The 16,049-nt window shown below is 64.9% G+C and carries 15 protein-coding genes and 1 pseudogene; 10 read left to right on the top strand and 6 right to left on the bottom strand.

What is annotated here, in order from left to right:
- The first annotated feature begins 196 nt into the window (after positions 1-196).
- Positions 197-1,399: pseudogene (locus ABFK29_RS21475) on the top strand (Fic family protein).
- Positions 1,400-1,405: 6 nt separating this feature from the next.
- On the opposite strand, the gene ABFK29_RS21480 reads toward ABFK29_RS21475, so the two are convergent.
- The 3 genes from ABFK29_RS21480 to ABFK29_RS21490 are packed head-to-tail and all read right to left on the bottom strand — an operon-like array spanning position 1,406 to position 3,329.
- A complete protein-coding gene (locus ABFK29_RS21480; RefSeq protein WP_005859477.1) occupies positions 1,406-1,819 on the bottom strand; it encodes a hypothetical protein in 414 nt (137 codons plus the stop codon).
- Between the two features lie 26 nt (positions 1,820-1,845).
- Positions 1,846-2,442, bottom strand: coding sequence for an SMC-Scp complex subunit ScpB (scpB, locus tag ABFK29_RS21485; RefSeq protein ID WP_005859475.1), 597 nt, complete (start codon positions 2,440-2,442; stop codon positions 1,846-1,848).
- Between the two features lie 2 nt (positions 2,443-2,444).
- A complete protein-coding gene (locus tag ABFK29_RS21490; RefSeq protein ID WP_040604620.1) occupies positions 2,445-3,329 on the bottom strand; it encodes a DUF1403 family protein in 885 nt (294 codons plus the stop codon).
- A 156-nt stretch (positions 3,330-3,485) separates the two neighbouring features.
- Between ABFK29_RS21490 and ABFK29_RS21495 the strand changes: the two genes are divergently transcribed.
- The 9 genes from ABFK29_RS21495 to ABFK29_RS21535 all read left to right on the top strand — a co-directional run bounded on the left by ABFK29_RS21495 (position 3,486) and on the right by ABFK29_RS21535 (position 14,215).
- A complete protein-coding gene (locus tag ABFK29_RS21495) occupies positions 3,486-4,583 on the top strand; it encodes a tyrosine-type recombinase/integrase (RefSeq protein ID WP_005859468.1) in 1,098 nt (365 codons plus the stop codon).
- A gap of 397 nt (positions 4,584-4,980) precedes the next feature.
- On the top strand, positions 4,981-6,165 hold the full coding sequence (gene repA / locus ABFK29_RS21500; RefSeq protein WP_005859466.1) for a plasmid partitioning protein RepA: 1,185 nt from the start codon (positions 4,981-4,983) through the stop codon (positions 6,163-6,165).
- A 13-nt stretch (positions 6,166-6,178) separates the two neighbouring features.
- Positions 6,179-7,156 carry a plasmid partitioning protein RepB gene (repB, locus tag ABFK29_RS21505; RefSeq protein WP_005859464.1) on the top strand — a complete coding sequence of 326 codons (978 nt, stop codon included), beginning with the start codon at positions 6,179-6,181 and terminating at the stop codon, positions 7,154-7,156.
- A 177-nt stretch (positions 7,157-7,333) separates the two neighbouring features.
- Positions 7,334-8,551: a plasmid replication protein RepC gene (gene repC, locus ABFK29_RS21510; RefSeq protein WP_005859462.1), complete on the top strand. Its 1,218-nt coding sequence runs from the start codon at positions 7,334-7,336 to the stop codon at positions 8,549-8,551.
- A gap of 382 nt (positions 8,552-8,933) precedes the next feature.
- Positions 8,934-11,336, top strand: a complete 2,403-nt coding sequence (locus ABFK29_RS21515) for a TonB-dependent receptor (protein WP_005859460.1) — start codon at positions 8,934-8,936, stop codon at positions 11,334-11,336.
- A 78-nt stretch (positions 11,337-11,414) separates the two neighbouring features.
- The gene (locus ABFK29_RS21520; RefSeq protein ID WP_005859458.1) at positions 11,415-12,098 is read left to right on the top strand and encodes a Fe2+-dependent dioxygenase; all 684 of its coding nucleotides are present in this window, start codon (positions 11,415-11,417) and stop codon (positions 12,096-12,098) included.
- A gap of 2 nt (positions 12,099-12,100) precedes the next feature.
- Entirely contained in the window at positions 12,101-12,892 is a 792-nt protein-coding gene (exbB, locus tag ABFK29_RS21525) for a tonB-system energizer ExbB (RefSeq protein ID WP_232281562.1), read from the top strand.
- Positions 12,893-12,896: 4 nt separating this feature from the next.
- Positions 12,897-13,364 (top strand): biopolymer transporter ExbD, encoded by a 468-nt coding sequence (locus ABFK29_RS21530; protein ID WP_005859454.1) that lies wholly within the window; start codon positions 12,897-12,899, stop codon positions 13,362-13,364.
- Positions 13,361-14,215, top strand: a complete 855-nt coding sequence (locus ABFK29_RS21535) for an energy transducer TonB family protein (protein WP_005859452.1) — start codon at positions 13,361-13,363, stop codon at positions 14,213-14,215. The genes ABFK29_RS21530 and ABFK29_RS21535 overlap by 4 nt, the downstream gene beginning before the upstream one ends.
- Here the strand turns inward: ABFK29_RS21535 and ABFK29_RS21540 are convergent.
- From ABFK29_RS21540 to ABFK29_RS21550, 3 genes are all read right to left on the bottom strand, one after another.
- Positions 14,181-15,299, bottom strand: a complete 1,119-nt coding sequence (locus ABFK29_RS21540; RefSeq protein ID WP_005859450.1) for an alpha-hydroxy acid oxidase — start codon at positions 15,297-15,299, stop codon at positions 14,181-14,183. The genes ABFK29_RS21535 and ABFK29_RS21540 overlap by 35 nt on opposite strands.
- Positions 15,296-15,460 (bottom strand): hemin uptake protein HemP, encoded by a 165-nt coding sequence (gene hemP / locus ABFK29_RS21545; protein WP_005859449.1) that lies wholly within the window; start codon positions 15,458-15,460, stop codon positions 15,296-15,298. The genes ABFK29_RS21540 and hemP overlap by 4 nt, the downstream gene beginning before the upstream one ends.
- Positions 15,461-15,656: 196 nt before the next feature.
- Positions 15,657-16,046, bottom strand: a complete 390-nt coding sequence (locus ABFK29_RS21550; RefSeq protein WP_005859447.1) for a winged helix-turn-helix transcriptional regulator — start codon at positions 16,044-16,046, stop codon at positions 15,657-15,659.
- Between the last annotated feature and the right edge of the window lie 3 nt (positions 16,047-16,049).

A 16,049-nucleotide genomic window follows, 5' to 3' on the forward strand; every position in this document is an offset into this window, starting at 1 on the left:
GCTGATATGTGCGACAAGATCGAAACCTTTCAGCAGGAACAGAGAGCAGTTTAAGTCACCCCAGATCCTGTCCAAGAGACGGGGAGGAGCTCAGATGACGGGTTTGGATGACCAGCTTTCGCGCCGCCGCGTCTAGAAAGGCTTATTCCTCTCACATCATTTTATCGTGCCGCCCAGTCCAAAAGATCGGCAAGAAATGCTCGAAACACCCGGCAGAATCGAACCGTGTTTCTTCGAGGAGCACATCCCCGCCGGACTGGCCGACCTTTTGATCGACATCCAGAGGGAAGCAGCCCAGCTGGGACAAGGGCTGCACCCGGACAGCGCGGCTGAACTCGCGGACCTCGTCCGCGTGATGAACTGCTACTACTCCAACCTGATCGAAGGCCACAACACACGTCCACGAGATATTGAGCGCGCCCTCGCCGGTGCCGAACTCGAAGAAGAGACCCGCCCGCTTGCCTTGGAAGCGCGCGCCCATGTCATTGTTCAGCGAGCAATCGACGAGATGCATGAGACTGGCACCCTGCCCCGCCCCACGTCCGGCGAATTTCTCACCTGGGTGCACAGGGCTTTCTACGATGAAATGCCTGACGAATTTCGGGTGATCGAACATTCCGATGGAACACGCGAACCGATCATTCCCGGGCACATGCGCCAGGACGGCGGCAAGGAGGTGGCCGTCGGGCGCCACCTCCCCCCTTCTTCGTCGCGCGTTGCGGCCTTCATGGATCACTTCGACAAACGGTTTCAGATCGCCGCACGGTCCTCGAGCGGGCGGATCATCGCGATCGCGTCGGCGCATCACCGGTTGAATTACATCCATCCGTTCCCGGCCGGCAACGGGCGCGTCAGCCGCTTGATGTCCCATGCCATGGCCCTGACGGCCGGGATTGGAGGACAAGGTCTGTGGTCGGTATCGCGCGGGCTTGCGCGCGGGTTGACGGATCGCGGTGAATACAAGCGCATGATGGATCTCGCGGACAGCCCGCGTCGTGGAGACCGCGATGGACGCGGCAACCTATCCGAAGCCGCTTTGAAGACCTACAGCGAATGGTTCCTGAAGGCCTCGCTCGATCAGATCACGTTTTCCACAAAGCTTTTTGACCTTGCTGGGCTGGAAAAGCGGTATCGGCGCCTCGTAGAGGACCCCGTCGATGACAAACGCGCGCCCGATCTGATCTCGGCCGTTCTTCGGCATGGCGCGCTTAGGCGTGGCGACGCGCAAATTCTCCTCAAGACGTCTGAGCGCACCGCACGCAACACACTTGGCAAATTGACCTCTGCCGGGTAACTGACCTCCGCCCCTCCGAAAACCCCCGTAAGACTGGCGTTTCCCTTGGACTACCGCGAACGGCTTTTCCCCAACCCGTTCGCCCATGGAGATTTGCCGGAATGATGCAGGTCAAGACACTTGCGCGCCCCGGACCTGTCCGAAGATCAGGTGAGAGAGTTTGGAGTGTTTCTTCGAGAGAACGTTCGGGACGCGATTTTCCATCGGTTTAAATCGTTCGAAAAGCACGCTTTCGAATACGGTCACGCCCGGATCGCCGGCGTGCAAAGTGACCTTTGGGATGAAACCGAAGGCGGGCTGATCTTGAAGCAGCAAAATACCTTGCAAGAGCGCGACGTGCCATTTGGAGACCCGCTCGAAGAAATAGACGCACGCAGGGGTAACGGAGGAGTACATGAACAAGCGGCGGACTTCATTCTTGCGACGCGTGTCCGTGGCTCTGTCCACCACGCCGTTTAAATCGAAAATCGACTGGAACTCGAGCAGTTGCTGGTCAGAGTGCTTGGTGCCGCAGCATTGACCCACGCGTTGCTGAAGCCTGTCGATGCCTCCTAAGACTCAGCACTCATGCCCGCATCCTCCAACTGCTCCCGGTCCGGAAGCTCGCGAAGGCTCTCCAAGCCGAGGGCGACAAGGAACTGCTCGGTGGTGACGAATGTATACGGCGCCCCGCGCCGGGGTGACCTTGGCCCGGTCCCGATCAACCTGCGCGCATAGAGCCGTCCGATCAGGTCGCGGCTGATTTCCTTCCCGAAGATGTCCTTCAGCCCGTCGCGGGTGATCGGCTGCTGGTAGGCGATGGCGGCCAGCACCGCGACGTCGAATTCGCTCAGATCGATTAGCTGGTCCCCGACATCCGCCGCAGCGCGGATCGCGGGGGCGTAGGCGGGCCGCGTCCGGAACATCCAGCCGCCGGCGACCTGGGCAATCTCGAAGGCCCGCCCCTCCAGATCGGCGGCAAGGTCCTCGACCAGCAAGTCGACCGAGGCCCCCTGCCCCACCACGCGGGCCAGGTCCTCACGCGGGACCGGCGAGGCAGAGGCGAAAAGCACCGCCTCGATCCGGCGCATCCATTTCCGCCAGCGCAGCTCGGGCGGCAGGTCGGCCAGCTCGCGGTCAAGCTCGGGCTCGGGGCGGTCCTTCGCCATCCCTACACCCCGTAGAGCCGGAAGGTGTCGCGACCGGTCAGCTCGCGCACCGCACCGAGGTCGACCAGCCGGTCGCAGAGCCGCCGCGCGGCGCGATCCGGCAAGGGCAAGGCCGACGGCGCCACGGCATCGCGGGTCAGGAACATCTCGACCGCTGCCCCTGCCCCCTTGGCCCGAAGCTTCGGCGCGACCGCCTTCAGATGCACCGCCCGGCGTGCGAGGTCGGCAGCAAGGCGCGCGGCCTCGGGCGCGGACGAGACGAGCGCGCGATGACAGGAAAGCCTCAGGTCATCCCCGCGCTTACGCAGATCGGTGCGTTTCAGACCAGCTCCCAGAAGCGGTACGAGGTGATCCCAACCGAGGGCTTGCGCAAGCGCCGCATCCGCGAGGACAAGCGCGAGCACGTCGGCGCGCGGCGTCGCCGTCAGCACCGCTTCCAGCACCGTCGCGGCCCGGGCGACCGGAGCACCCTTCCCGGCATCGAGCCACGTGGCGATCTGGCCCGGCGCATGGGTCGGCAAAGCCCGGGCAAGAGCCTCGACCGACACCGGTCGTTCGACCGCGCGCCGCCATTTCAGATGTGTTTCCCCCGCCGGGCCGGGCAAATCGCTGGGACGCATCAGATGCACCGCATCGCGCAACTCCCCTGCCCGCTCTGGCCGCCCCGCGAAGGCGACGCAGGCCTCTGCCGCGCGCAGCGCCAGACGGTCCCGCAACAAGGCTTGGGGCACGTCCTCACGTCCCAACACAAGATGCAGGCAGTTCAACGCGGCGCCGGACAAAAAGGCCACATCTTCAAGGGTTTCTGCCCGCGTCGAGCTGACCCAACCCGGCATCTGCGGTAGGGTATCTGCGGTGCTGTCGTGAGGCGTGGGCGCAAAAGTCATGCTCGGATGTTAACTCATGGCGGCGCTTTCTGCCAGAAAATAGCACACAAACCGCCCCACCTTGCCGTTGTCTTTCATGTCCAATAAGTTTGCATTATTGGACATGAAAGACATGCTGGGAAGCAGTTCAGCTTCATAGTCGGATTTTCTAGAAAGATGCCCTCAGAGACCGAGAAATCGACGTCAACGCCCTCTGATGAGCAAGATGACGCTCGCGTCGACGAGAGACATCAAGGGGAAAGCGATGACATCGCCCTGCCCTCCCATGTGGCCGGATCCGGGACGCTCGATCGTCTGGTGGACACGGCGCGCAACTACGCACGCGCTGCGGCCTCCGACAACACACTGAAAGCTTATGCGCAGGACTGGGTGCATTTTATCCGCTGGTGCAGGATGAAGGGCACGGAGGCGCTGCCTCCGTCGCCGGAGATGATCGGGCTTTATCTCGCGGATCTGGCGTCCGGGTCAGGCTCCGCCCCTGCCCTCTCCGTCTCGACCATCGTCCGCCGCTTGTCGGGTCTCGCCTGGAACTGCGCGCAGCGGGGATTCACCCTCGATCGCAAGAACCGGCACATCGCCACGGTGCTGGCCGGAATCAAGCGCAAGCATGCGCGTCCGCCGGTTCAGAAGGAAGCGATCCTGGCCGAGGACATCCTCGCGATGGTGGGCACCCTGTCCTATGACCTGCGCGGGCTGCGAGATCGCGCGATCCTGCTGCTGGGATACGCTGGCGGCCTGCGCCGCTCGGAAATCGTCAGTCTCGATGTCCATAAGGACGACACGCCGGAGTCCGGCGGCTGGATCGAGATCTTCGACAAGGGCGCGCTGTTGACCCTCAATGCCAAGACCGGTTGGCGCGAGGTCGAGATCGGCCGCGGCTCCAAGGATCAGACTTGTCCCGTTCATGCGGTCGAGCAATGGCTGCACTTCGCGAAGATCGGCTTTGGGCCAGTCTTCGTCGGCACCTCGCGCGATGGCAAACGGGCCTCCGAAACGCGGCTCAACGACAAGCATGTGGCCCGCCTGATCAAGCGCACGGTCCTCGACGCTGGCATCCGATCCGAGCTGCCAGAAAAGGAGCGCCTCGCGCTGTTCTCCGGCCATTCGCTGCGCGCCGGTCTCGCCAGTTCGGCAGAGGTCGACGAGCGCTATGTCCAGAAACACCTGGGCCATGCCTCCGCCGAGATGACCCGCCGCTACCAGCGCCGCCGCGACCGGTTCCGCGTGAATCTGACCAAAGCCGCAGGGCTGTGAGTGTGGCCGAACGGTCGTCAACGACCTGCTGCGCTGATCTGTCCTTGACTATAGAGCTGGCCTGTCTTCGGACTGAGGAGACAGACGGTCAAGAAAAGCCACTTTGGCGAAGAAGAAATCGCTCACTGCCCGACAAATGCAATGCGAAGCGGTGCCACCAAAGGCGGCGTTCTGATGTCCACCCGGCGCTTGCGCAGCGCCAGAATTGACCCTGATCCGGCACAAATCAGGGTGTTTTCCGCAAAGGTCTGTGGAAAAGTCCTTGCGCGACTCTGTTCCGTTCGTCAATAGTCACGAAAAAGGGCGTGAAATCGCCATTATCCGTGAACACGGCGGAGCGGAGCGGACGAGAATGACCGCGATGTGAGCCATAAAACAGGCGGCGCGGGGCAGAAATATGGATGCAACCCTCCAGTCCGAGGACCTGAACGGGGTCATTCGGGACCATTCTGAAACACTGGCGGCACAATTGCACGCCCAGAGAGAGAGCCTGTTTCCGCCCGACGCGGCGAAACAGATGCGCAAGTTCACCTCTGGTGAGGCGGCGGCGCTGCTTGGCGTAAACGACAGCTACCTGCGCAAGCTGAATCTGGACGGCAAGGGCCCCTCCCCCGAATTGACGCCCGGCAACCGCCGGCTCTATTCGGTGACGGACATTCAGGCGCTGCGCGAACTCCTGGAAAAGACGGCCAGAAAACCCGGCGACTACCTGCCCGGACGGCGCGAGGGCGACCACCTCCAGATCATCGGCGTGATGAACTTCAAGGGCGGATCGGGCAAGACCACGACCTCTGCCCACCTTGCGCAGCGGCTGGCGCTTCTGGGGTATCGCGTTCTGGCCATCGACCTCGACCCGCAGGCCTCCATGACCGCGCTGCACGGGGTGCAACCGGAATACGACCTGCCGGAAGGCGGTACGCTGTACGATGCGATCCGCTACGACAGCCCGGTGCCGATCACCGACGTCATCCGCCCGACCTATATCCCGAACCTCGACCTGATTCCCGGCAACCTCGAACTGATGGAGTTCGAGCATGAAACCCCCCGCGCCCTGGCCCAGGGCAGCGCCGGGCTATTCTTCTTCCGCGTGAAGGAGGCGCTGAGCCAGGTCGACGAGAACTATGACGTGGTGGTGATCGACTGCCCGCCGCAGCTTGGCTTCCTGACCATGTCTGCGCTGTCCGCCGCGACGGGTGTGCTGGTGACCATCCACCCAGAGATGCTGGACGTCATGTCGATGTCGCAATTCCTGCGGATGACCGCCGACCTGATGGACGTGATCGCCGAATCCGGCGCAGACATGAGCCACGACTGGATGCGCTACCTGCTGACCCGCTACGAACCGACCGACGCGCCGCAGAACCGCATCACCGCGTTTCTCCGTACGATGTATGGCGACAAGGTTCTGAACGCGCCGATGCTGAAATCCACCGCGATCTCCGACGCCGGTCTCACCAAGCAGACACTCTACGAGGTCGAACGTTCGGCCTTTACCCGGTCGACCTACGACCGCGCCATCGAAAGCGTGAATGCCGTCAATGACGAGATCGCCGGCCTGATCCAGAAGACCTGGGGCCGCTGAAGGGAGGAGCGTCATGTCCGACAAGAAGAAAAGCCGCCTGTCCATGCTTGACGGTCTTGCGCAGGCCGGGGCGTCTGCCCCCCCTGCCCCGATGATGTCGTCGAACCGCGCGCTGCGCTCGGCCCGCGACGCGGTGGACGGGATCAACGTGTGGGAACTGGACCCCGACAGCATCGCCAACCGCCGCGTGCAGGACCGGATGGAACTGGGCGACGTGTCGGATCTGCGGCAGAACATCGAGACCAACGGCCAGACCGTGCCGATCCTCGTGCGCCGCGATCCGAAAGACCCGGAAAAATACCTGCTGGTCTACGGCGCCCGCCGTCTGGCCGCGATCCGCGAATCCGACAAGGTGACGAAGGTGCGCGCGCTCGTCGCCTCGATGAGCGACGAAGCCGCGATGCGGGCGCAGATGGCCGAGAACGCCGACCGCCGCGACCTGACCTTCATCGAAAAGGCGTTTTACGCCTACCAGCTGATCGAGGTCGGCTTCGGCACCCAGTCCGAAGTGGCCGAGATGCTGAACGTCACCAAATCGTGGATCTCCATGTCGCAGAACATCATGCGGCTGCTCGGCCCGGAGCTGGTGCAGATCATCGGCCCGGCCCCAGGCGTTGGCCGTCCGCGCTGGGATGCGCTGGCGCAGGCGCTCGACGGGCGGTTCAACAGCCGCGCGCCGGTGATCGAGGCGGCAGAGGACGCCGCCAGCCGTATCGCCTCGGACGAGGCTGCCGGGAAGACGCTGGCAAAGGAACCGTCCGTCCTGATCTTCGAAGCCCTGGAACGGCTGGCCCGCGGCCCGAAGCGCAAGCCCATCGTGCCGGTCAAGACGACACTGAAGATCAACGGCGAAAAGGCGGGCAGCCTGGCGCGGACCGCGAAAGGCGTGGCCATCGATCTCGACGATCCGCGCTTTGCCAATTGGATGCAGAACCACGCCGAACCCATTCTCGAAGAACTTTACGCCCGCTGGCGCGAAGACATCGAGTGAGACCAGAGCAGAACGAGAAAAAACAGGAGGCACGAGAGAGGCAAAAGAAAAGGCCCCGCAAAGCAACGCTCCACGAGACCCTTCCAGATTAGCACCTTCAAGGTAGTCGCCGGAGCCCGCACTCGCAAGTCCAAAGTGATTCGCGAGCAGGGAATTTTATGCCTTCGTGAATGAAAAATGCGGTACGACCCGATAACGCCGTTCCGGCGACCGATGACGCCTGCGCTGATGGACCATCGCGCGCAGCTTGACACACCTTTGCCGCCCGACGGCCTGAACAAATGGGAAGCGTTGCGCGAACTGGCCTGCGCCCGCAACGCCTACGGTCTCAGCGACCGAGACATGACCGTCCTTCAGGCACTGGTCAGCTTTCACCCCGATACAGTTCTTGGCAGTGGCGGCGCGGCCCCAGTGGTGTATCCGTCGAATGCCGCGATCTGCGAGCGGTTGAACGGGATGCCCTGCTCGACCATGCGGCGCCATCTGTCGCGGCTGGTGGGTGCGGGTGTCATCGTGCGGCGCGACAGCCCCAACGGCAAACGGTATGCCCGTCGGGTCGGCGACGCCAAGGTGGCCTATGGCTTCGACCTCTCGCCTCTGGTGTTGCGCCACGCCGAGGTTTGCGCTCATGCCGAAAAGATCCGCGCCGAACGCGACGCCCTCAAGCGTCTGCGAGAGACGGTCAGCCTGATGCGCCGCGACCTGGCCGGTCTGGTGGACTGGGGTCGGACGGAGCGTCCCGATCTCGCCACCTGGGACATTTACGAAGACCTTGCCCGGCTCGCCGCCCGCGACCTGCGTCGCAAGCTGGACCATGCCGCGCTGGAAACCTTGCGCGCCCGTCTGTTCGCTGCTTTGACAGAGGTGCGGGATCTGCTGGAACCTCAGGAAAGCGTCACGCAGACAGCCGAAACGAGCACCAGCCACGCCCGGAATGAGCAGCACCATCAGAATTCAGAGAAAGACTCTCATGCTTCTGAAGGAGCGGTTCCGGGCGAGGACGGCAACGTCACACCTCTGACCAGCCGGAAGGCCAACTTAGGAACAGACGCGCAGGAGGATGCCCCCCCTGCCCCGTCCCTGCCCTTGCGACTGGTCCTATTGGCGTGTCCCGAAATCCAGAGCTATGCACCGCATCCTGTGAGGCACTGGCACGAATTCGTGGCCATCGCAGAAACGGTCAGACCCATGACCGGCATTTCACCTACGGCCTGGGAAGAGGCCCGGCGGGCCATGGGACCGGAACAGGCAGCGGTTGTCCTTGCGGCCTTGCTCGAACGGTTCACGGAGATCCGCAATCCCGGCGGCTACCTGCGGCATCTGACAGCGAAAGCGTCGGAAGGCGCGTTCTCTTGCGGACCGATGGTTATGGCTTTGCTGCGGCGCGCGGCCTGAGTTCACAGTTGTGAACTTTGGCTGCATACCGGGTGCCTCGGGCAAGAGTTCACAGCTGTGAACTCTTGATCCAAACCGTGTGTCGGCCAATCCGATAATCGAGAAAAAACGCCAACGCGTCTGATCAAGATGATCCCAATGATGCGACGGGGCAGGGGCCATGCGTTACAATTGCACCACAGACCTTCCCCAACATCGCGTTTGCCCCTTTAACTGATCAAATCTCTCGGATAAGACGCGCCTACTTGCTGCGCCATCCAGATTGCCGTGTCCAGACAGCTTCGCAGCCTCAAGACCAAGAACCTGAGGGACAATGGAAATGCGCAGTCTGAGACAGCGGCCCCCTGCGGCCGTCCGAAACTCCGTGGCGAACAGAAACCTGATGGTCGGGACGTCCCTGACCGCCGCCTGCCTGGCCGGTTTCGCCTACGCCCAGGACACCAACGCCGACACCACCACGATCGTCCTGCCGACACTCGACGTGGAAACGACGGCTGAACCCACACCGGCCCCTGCACGTCCGGCGCCGGCGCCCCGCCGCACCGCAACGGCTCCGCGCCGGGCACCCGCGCCGCAGGTCTGTACGCCGGATCTGGCAGGAACGCCGGTTTGTGCGGAACAGGAAGCCGCCGAAGCGGCTGCCGCGCAGACCGCAGCCCAAGCCGCAGCGGCGGCAGAAGCCGCACGGCAGGCCAGCGCGGGCACCAACCCGAACGGCGACCCGGACGCGCCGTTCCGGGCCGTGACGAGCGCCAACTCCAAGCTGAGGGGCGAGATCGCGGACATGCCGCGCACCGTTACCGCCGTCACTAAAGAGGTGCTGGAGACCACCAACACCACCTCTGTCCGGCAACTGGCGCGCAACACGCCGGGGATGAGCCTGGGCTTCGGCGAGGGCGGCAATGCCTTTGGCGACAACATTTACATCCGTGGTTTCAAGGCCAACAACGACGTCTATGTCGACGGCGTGCGCGATCCGGGCACGTCGGTGCGTGAAACCTTCGACACCGAGCAGGTCGAGATCCTGAAAGGCCCGTCCGGGTCTGTCGGCGGGCGGGGCGCCACCGGCGGCACGATCAACCTGACGACCAAGCAGCCGCAGGACGTGGATTTCCAGCACTATTCGGTGGAGGCGACCAGCGCGGGCACCGTGCGCGCCACGGCGGACATCAACCTTGCCTCGGACGAGCGTCTGCAACTGCGGTTCAACACGATGCTGCAGAAGGGTTGGGTGGCCGGACGCGAGGACGTGCACGACGACCGGCAGGGCGCCGCTGTGGCGCTGCGCTACAGTCTGACGGATGACGTGACGCTGGATGCGTCCTATTCCTTCACCCGCTTCGACCAGACACCGGACTGGGGCGTGCCCTTCACCACCGGGCGCCCGGACGGCAAGACCGGCCCGGTGACAGAGTTCGGCGTCGACCGCGACACGTTCTATGGCATCGAGGACCGCGACTTCCAGATCGCCACACGCCATGTCGCCACCGGCCGCCTGACCTGGGACATGGGCAACGGGCTGCAACTGACCAACACGCTGCGCGGGTCCGAAACGATCAACGACTACATCCTGACCGCGCCGTCGAGCACGACAGAGAACGGGTCGAATGATCCGTCGGACTGGACCACGGGCATCCGCGACAAGTCGCGTTATCAGGTGACGGACGTGATCTCGAACACCACGGAGCTGTCGGGCGAGGCCGGATGGTTCGGGGTGTCGCACGACTTCGTCGCGGGGCTGCTGCTGCAGCGCGAAAAGGTGATGGCGGATTCCTATCCCGGCTCGACCGAGGATTTCCCGGCGGGCGCGCGTGGCTGCACGGTGAGCGTGGAGAACCCGGATACGTCGAACTGCTGGGATGGCAACATGCCGTCGCGCAACCTGAACAAGACCAACACGGAGGTGAACACCGTGTCGGCCTACTTCGTCGACCGGATCGAGTTCTCGCCGCAATGGACGCTCGATGCGGGTGTGCGGGTGGACTCCTATGACATCGAGCGCACCAGTTCCGGCTCGACGCTCAGCCGTAACGACGTGATGTGGAACGGCAACCTCGGCCTGACGTACAAGCCGACCGAAACGCTGACCCTTTACGGCAGCGCCGCGACCTCGACCACGCCGATGGGCGCGGAAGTGGCGGCGGGCGGTGGCTTCTACGGCGGTCTCGATGCCGGGGGCGAGGATCTGAAGCCGGAGCGCAACATCGCCTATGAGCTGGGCGCCAAGTACGAGGTCATGGACAACCTCCTGCTGACCGCCGCGCTGTTCCAGACGACCAAGCAGAACGCGCGCGAGGACGTCGGTCCGCGCGGGGCATCGGTCACGAAGGACACGCTTGAGTACCGGCTGCGCGGGGTCGAACTGGGCGTCGCGGGCAAGATCGACCGGGTCGGCCTGTACGGCGGCGCAGTTTTCATGGAGAGCGAGATCCTCGAGTCGGCGGACTCTAGCGCCGTCGGAGAGGAACTGGCCACCATCGCGCACAAGCAGTTCAACCTGCTGACCACCTACGATGTCACCGACAGGCTGATGCTGGGCGTTCAGTCGAACTGGAAGGGCGAGGTCAAGCTGGGTTCGCTGGCGCCGAACGACAACCGGCTTCCGGCCTACTGGTCGTTCGATCTCGTCGGTTCCTACGACATCAACGAGCGGATGGACGTGCGGTTCGGCGTCAAGAACGCGGGCGACGAGGTCTACTACGACACCGCCTACCGTTCGGGTGAACCCTTCACCTACGTCGCCCCCGGGCGCGAGGTCTGGGTCGCCGTCGACATGAAGTTCTGAGGCACGGAACGAAGACGGGCGGGGGCGGCTTTCGGGCGGCCCCTGCCTCCCATCTGGCCCATCATCGAAGAGGACAACATGCTCATCACGATCCCCCAGCTTTTCGGGAAGGACGAGGTGCGGTCGATCCGGGCAGAGCTGGACGCCGCCGACTGGCAGGACGGGCGCACCACCGCCGGGGCGCAGTCGCAGGGCGTGAAGCGGAACCGGCAGCTCGACCCTCGGTCGCAGGCGGGGCAGGCCATCGGTCAGCGCATCCTGGAGCGGCTGCACCAGACGCCGCTGTTCCTGTCCTCCGCCCTGCCGCTGCGCATCCTGCCGCCGATGTTCAACCGCTACGAAAGCGGCGAGACCTTCGGCGTGCATGTCGACAATGCGATCCGGGTGAACCCCTTCAGCGGGGAACGGCTGCGCACCGACCTGTCGATGACGATCTTCTTTTCGGAGCCGGAGGAGTACGAGGGCGGCGAACTGATCGTCGAGGACCACTATGGCACGCAGGAGGTCAAGCTGCCGGCAGGCGACATGGTGCTGTATCCCTCGACCTCGCTGCACGAGGTGACGCCGGTGACGCGCGGCGCGCGGGTGTCGTCGTTCTTCTGGCTGCAAAGCATGGTGCGCTCGAACGAGCAGCGCACGATACTGTTCGATCTGGATCAGGCGATACAGGGGCTGGCCGGACGGGTGGGCGTCGATGACGCGGAGGTCGTTACCCTGACTGGCATCTATCACAACATGATCCGCCAATGGACGGACGTCTGACCATGAATTTTCTGGATATACCGAATGTATACGAGATAAGGGCGGAGCTTCTGGCCTGGCTGTCGCAGGCCGGGCAGGACCACATGTCCCCTGTGGGGATGTATCTGGCCGCCGACATCGTCGTGAAATCGGTGATGGTGTCGCTGGCCGTGGCGTCGGTGCTGGTCTGGGCGATCTTCGTGGCCCGTGTCGTGCTTCTGACGCTGGCGCGGCGTCGGTTGGCGCGGAACTACCGGGCGCTCGACCGGGCCGGCACGCTGGAGGTGGCCGAGGCGCGCTTTCGCAAACGGCGTGGCGTCATGGGGGCCATGGTCCGGGTGGCGCTGGCAGAGCGGCAAAGGTCGGGCACGGCGCCGGACGGCGGCATCAAGGAGCGCGCCGAAAGCGCCTTGTCGCGCATCGAGGTCGGGGCGGCGCGCAGCCAGCAGCGCGGATCGGCCCTGCTGGCTATCACCGGGTCCACCGCGCCGTTCGTGGGGCTGTTCGGGACGGTCTGGGGGATCATGAACAGCTTCATCTCGATCGCCGAGACCAACACGACCAATCTGGCCGTCGTCGCGCCCGGCATTGCCGAGGCGCTTCTGGCCACCGCCATCGGCCTTGTCGCGGCGATCCCGGCGGTGATCTTCTACAACCTGCTGGCGCGGATGCTGGGCGGGTACAAGGTCATGCTGGGCGATGCCTCGGCGCTGGTGCAGCGGACGCTGTCGCGCGATCTGGACATGAGCGTGCAGAACCGCGTGCCGCAGCCCGGGCCGTTTGGCGACGTGCTGCGGCAGCAGGCGGCGGAGTGATCCGATGGGGGCAAGGCTTTCGGGTGGCGATGAAGACGACATGGCGGAGAACGCCGACATCAACATCACGCCCTTCATCGACGTCATGCTGGTGCTGCTGATCATCTTCATGGTGGCGGCGCCGCTTTCGACCGTGGACATTCCGGTCGAACTGCCGGTCGCGGTGGCCGATGCGCCGCAGCGACCATCCGATCCGGTGTTCATCACGCTGAACGAAGACCTGTCGCTTGCGGTGGGCGAGGTGGAGACGACGCTGGACGCGCTGGTGATGGAGATCGGCATCGCGACCATGCTGAACCGCGACGAACGGCTGTACATCCGCGCCGACAAGGCGGTGCCCTATGGCGAATTGATCCGCGTGATGAACGTGCTGCGTGCCGAGGGGTATCTGAAGGTCGGGCTGGTCGGGCTGGACGAGGCAGCGGCGCCCGAAGGTGCGGAGGCCGGCGGGGCAGAGGAGGCCACGCAATGAGCCTCGCCTATCGCGGCGCGGCTGGCCTTCTGCCGATGGCGGCGGCGGGCGTGGCGGTCAGCCTTGCCGTGCATGTCGCCCTGCCCGCGAGCCTTCTGGCCCGCGCGCCCGAGCCGGAACCGGAGGTGCGGCGCGAGGACACCGGCGTGCAGGGCGCGATCATGTTCGACCTCTCGGACATCATCGCCGCGCCCTCGGACGCGGGCGAAGACAGCGTGGCCGTCGAAGAGGCGGTGGAGGCCCCGACCGTCACGGAATCGCCCGAAGCGGTGCATGCCGCCCGCGCGGCGGACGAGCCGATCCTGAACCAGACGCCCTACGAGGTGCAGGACGAGGACCTGAAGTTCGGCATTGCCGCCCCCAAGCCGGAGCAGGACACCGAGGAGATCGCCGAAGAGGTGGCGCAGGAGTTCGAGGAAGAGCAGATCGACCAGGCCAGCCAGACCGGCGCGGTGGAGGCCGAGGCGTCGGAGTCGTCGGTTTCGGGCGTCGATGCGGAGGCGCAGGCCGAAACCGCGCAGGCCGAAAGCGAGGGTCTGACCGCCGAGCAGTTGGCCGAGGTCACCGAATGGCAGAAGGCCGTCGTGCTGCGCATCGCCAAGGCCAAGTCCTATCCGCAGGCGGCCCGCAAGAAGGGGCTGGAGGGCGAGGTACGGGTGAAGTTCACCATCGACCGCTACGGCGCGGTGACCGCGCGGGAGGTAGACGTGTCGTCGGGCTCGGTCCTGCTGGACGAGGCCGCGCTGGAGGTCTTCGACAAGCTCGACCGGTTGCCGACGCCGCCGAACCATCTGACGGGCGAGAGCTTTACGCTGGTCATCCCGCTGAACTACACGATCCGGAAAGGGTAGGGGGCTGGATGCAGTCGGCTGTGATGTCGTCCAGTGTGCGGCATCCCGCCAGCGCCATGGTCACCTCCAGCTCATCCCTGAGAAGGCGCAGGACATGGCTGACCCCCAATGCACCGGCCACGGCCAGACCGTGACAGACCGGGCGACCGATCAGCACCGCAGTGGCCCCCAGCGCCAGCGCCCGGAACACATCCACGCCGCGCCGGATGCCGCCGTCCATCAGCACGGGCACCGCGCCGCCGACCTGCGCCACGACGCCTGGCAGGGCGGCAATGGCCGAGGGCGCGCCGTCCAGCACCCGCCCGCCGTGGTTGGAGACGATGATGCCAGCTGCCCCGGTCTTTACGGCCTGCGTCGCGTCGTCGGGGTGCAGGATGCCTTTCAGCAGGACGGGCAGGGGGGCGTTGGCGCAGAACCATGCCACGTCCTCCCAGTCGGGCAGGACATGGGCGACCCGGTCGAACAGCAGCGACTCGCGGTCCTGAAGCGGGGCGAACTGCGGCTGCGGCAACCCGTCGAGGTTCACCGCCCTGAGGCCGTCGGGCAGGGCAAAGCCGCTGGCGATCTCCGCGTCGCGGATGCCGTTCACCGGGGCATCGACGGTCAGGACGAGGGCGGTGAACCCGGCGCGGGCGGCACGTTCGGCCAGCGCCATGGTGGGCGCGCGCCCGGCCTGCCAGTAAAGCTGCATCCAGCGGCATGCAGGGCCGACATCGCGCACCGCCTCCATCGGTTGTCCGGCCTGCGCGCTGAGGCACATGCCAAGGCCCTGAGCCGTGGCCGCCGCCGCGACGCCGGCCTCTCCGCCTGCGTCCAGCACGCGCAGGTAGGCCATGGGGGCGACCAGCATCGGGGCATCGAGCGATTGTCCGAGCAGCGTCAGCCGCGTGTGCCCACCCGCGATCGGCGCCAGCGCGCGGGGCCAGATGCGGATCGCTTCGAGATCGCGCAGGTTGGCCCGGCAGGTGTCTTCCGCTCCCGCGCCACGCAGGAAATAGGCGGCGGGGCCGGGCGGCAGCAAGGCCGTGGCCTGCGCGGCGTAGTCTGCCAGCCCGCCGGGCAGGGCGGGGGCCTGGTCGGTCATTTCGTCAGGATCAGCTTGCCGGCCCGCGTGATGCGGAGGGTGTAGACTTGGCCGTTCAACTCGATCTCTGCCTTGACGCCTCCGCGGATCAGGCTGCGGGCATCGTAGCGTTCGGTTCCGTCGTCGGTGATCTCGGGTTGGGGCAGATTGGCCTGTGGCATGGCGTGGTCCTTCGACAGGTTTTGTACCGTCTTTTCAGATGCCTCGCCAAGGGTTGGCAGGGCTTGTCCTCCTTCGGTTATTATAAGTCGACAAAATTTGTCAATTAATTTGTCGCGCGCACGTCCATGTTGACGAGGAACACGTCGAGGTAGATCGCCCGGCCGATGGATTGACGGGCGCCGGGCGGTCTGACGGTCAGGCGCGGTCGAAGGCGGCGCGGGCGGCGGCGATGTGGGGCATGCCCTTTTCGGCCCAGTCGACCATCGCCAGCAGGTGCGGCAGGAAACCCTCTCCAAGCTCGGTCAGGCTGTAGCAGACGCTGGGCGGCTTGGTGTCGAAGACCTCGCGCCGCACGATCCCGTCGCGTTCGAGGTTGCGCAGCGACTGGGTCAGCATCCGTTTGGAAATGTCGGGCAGGGCGCGCAGCAGGGCGTTGAAGCGGACCGGACCCTGCTCAAGCTCCATCAGGATCAGCACCGGCCACTTTGCGGACACGTGGTCGAGCACTTGCCGCACCGGGCATTGCGACAGATCGGACGCCTGCGCCTTCCAGTCCTTCATCCGATTGGTGGGGGTCGCTTCCATGGC

Origin of the sequence: Sagittula stellata E-37 (assembly GCF_039724765.1) — a bacterium.
Taxonomy (GTDB): Bacteria; Pseudomonadota; Alphaproteobacteria; order Rhodobacterales; family Rhodobacteraceae; genus Sagittula; species Sagittula stellata.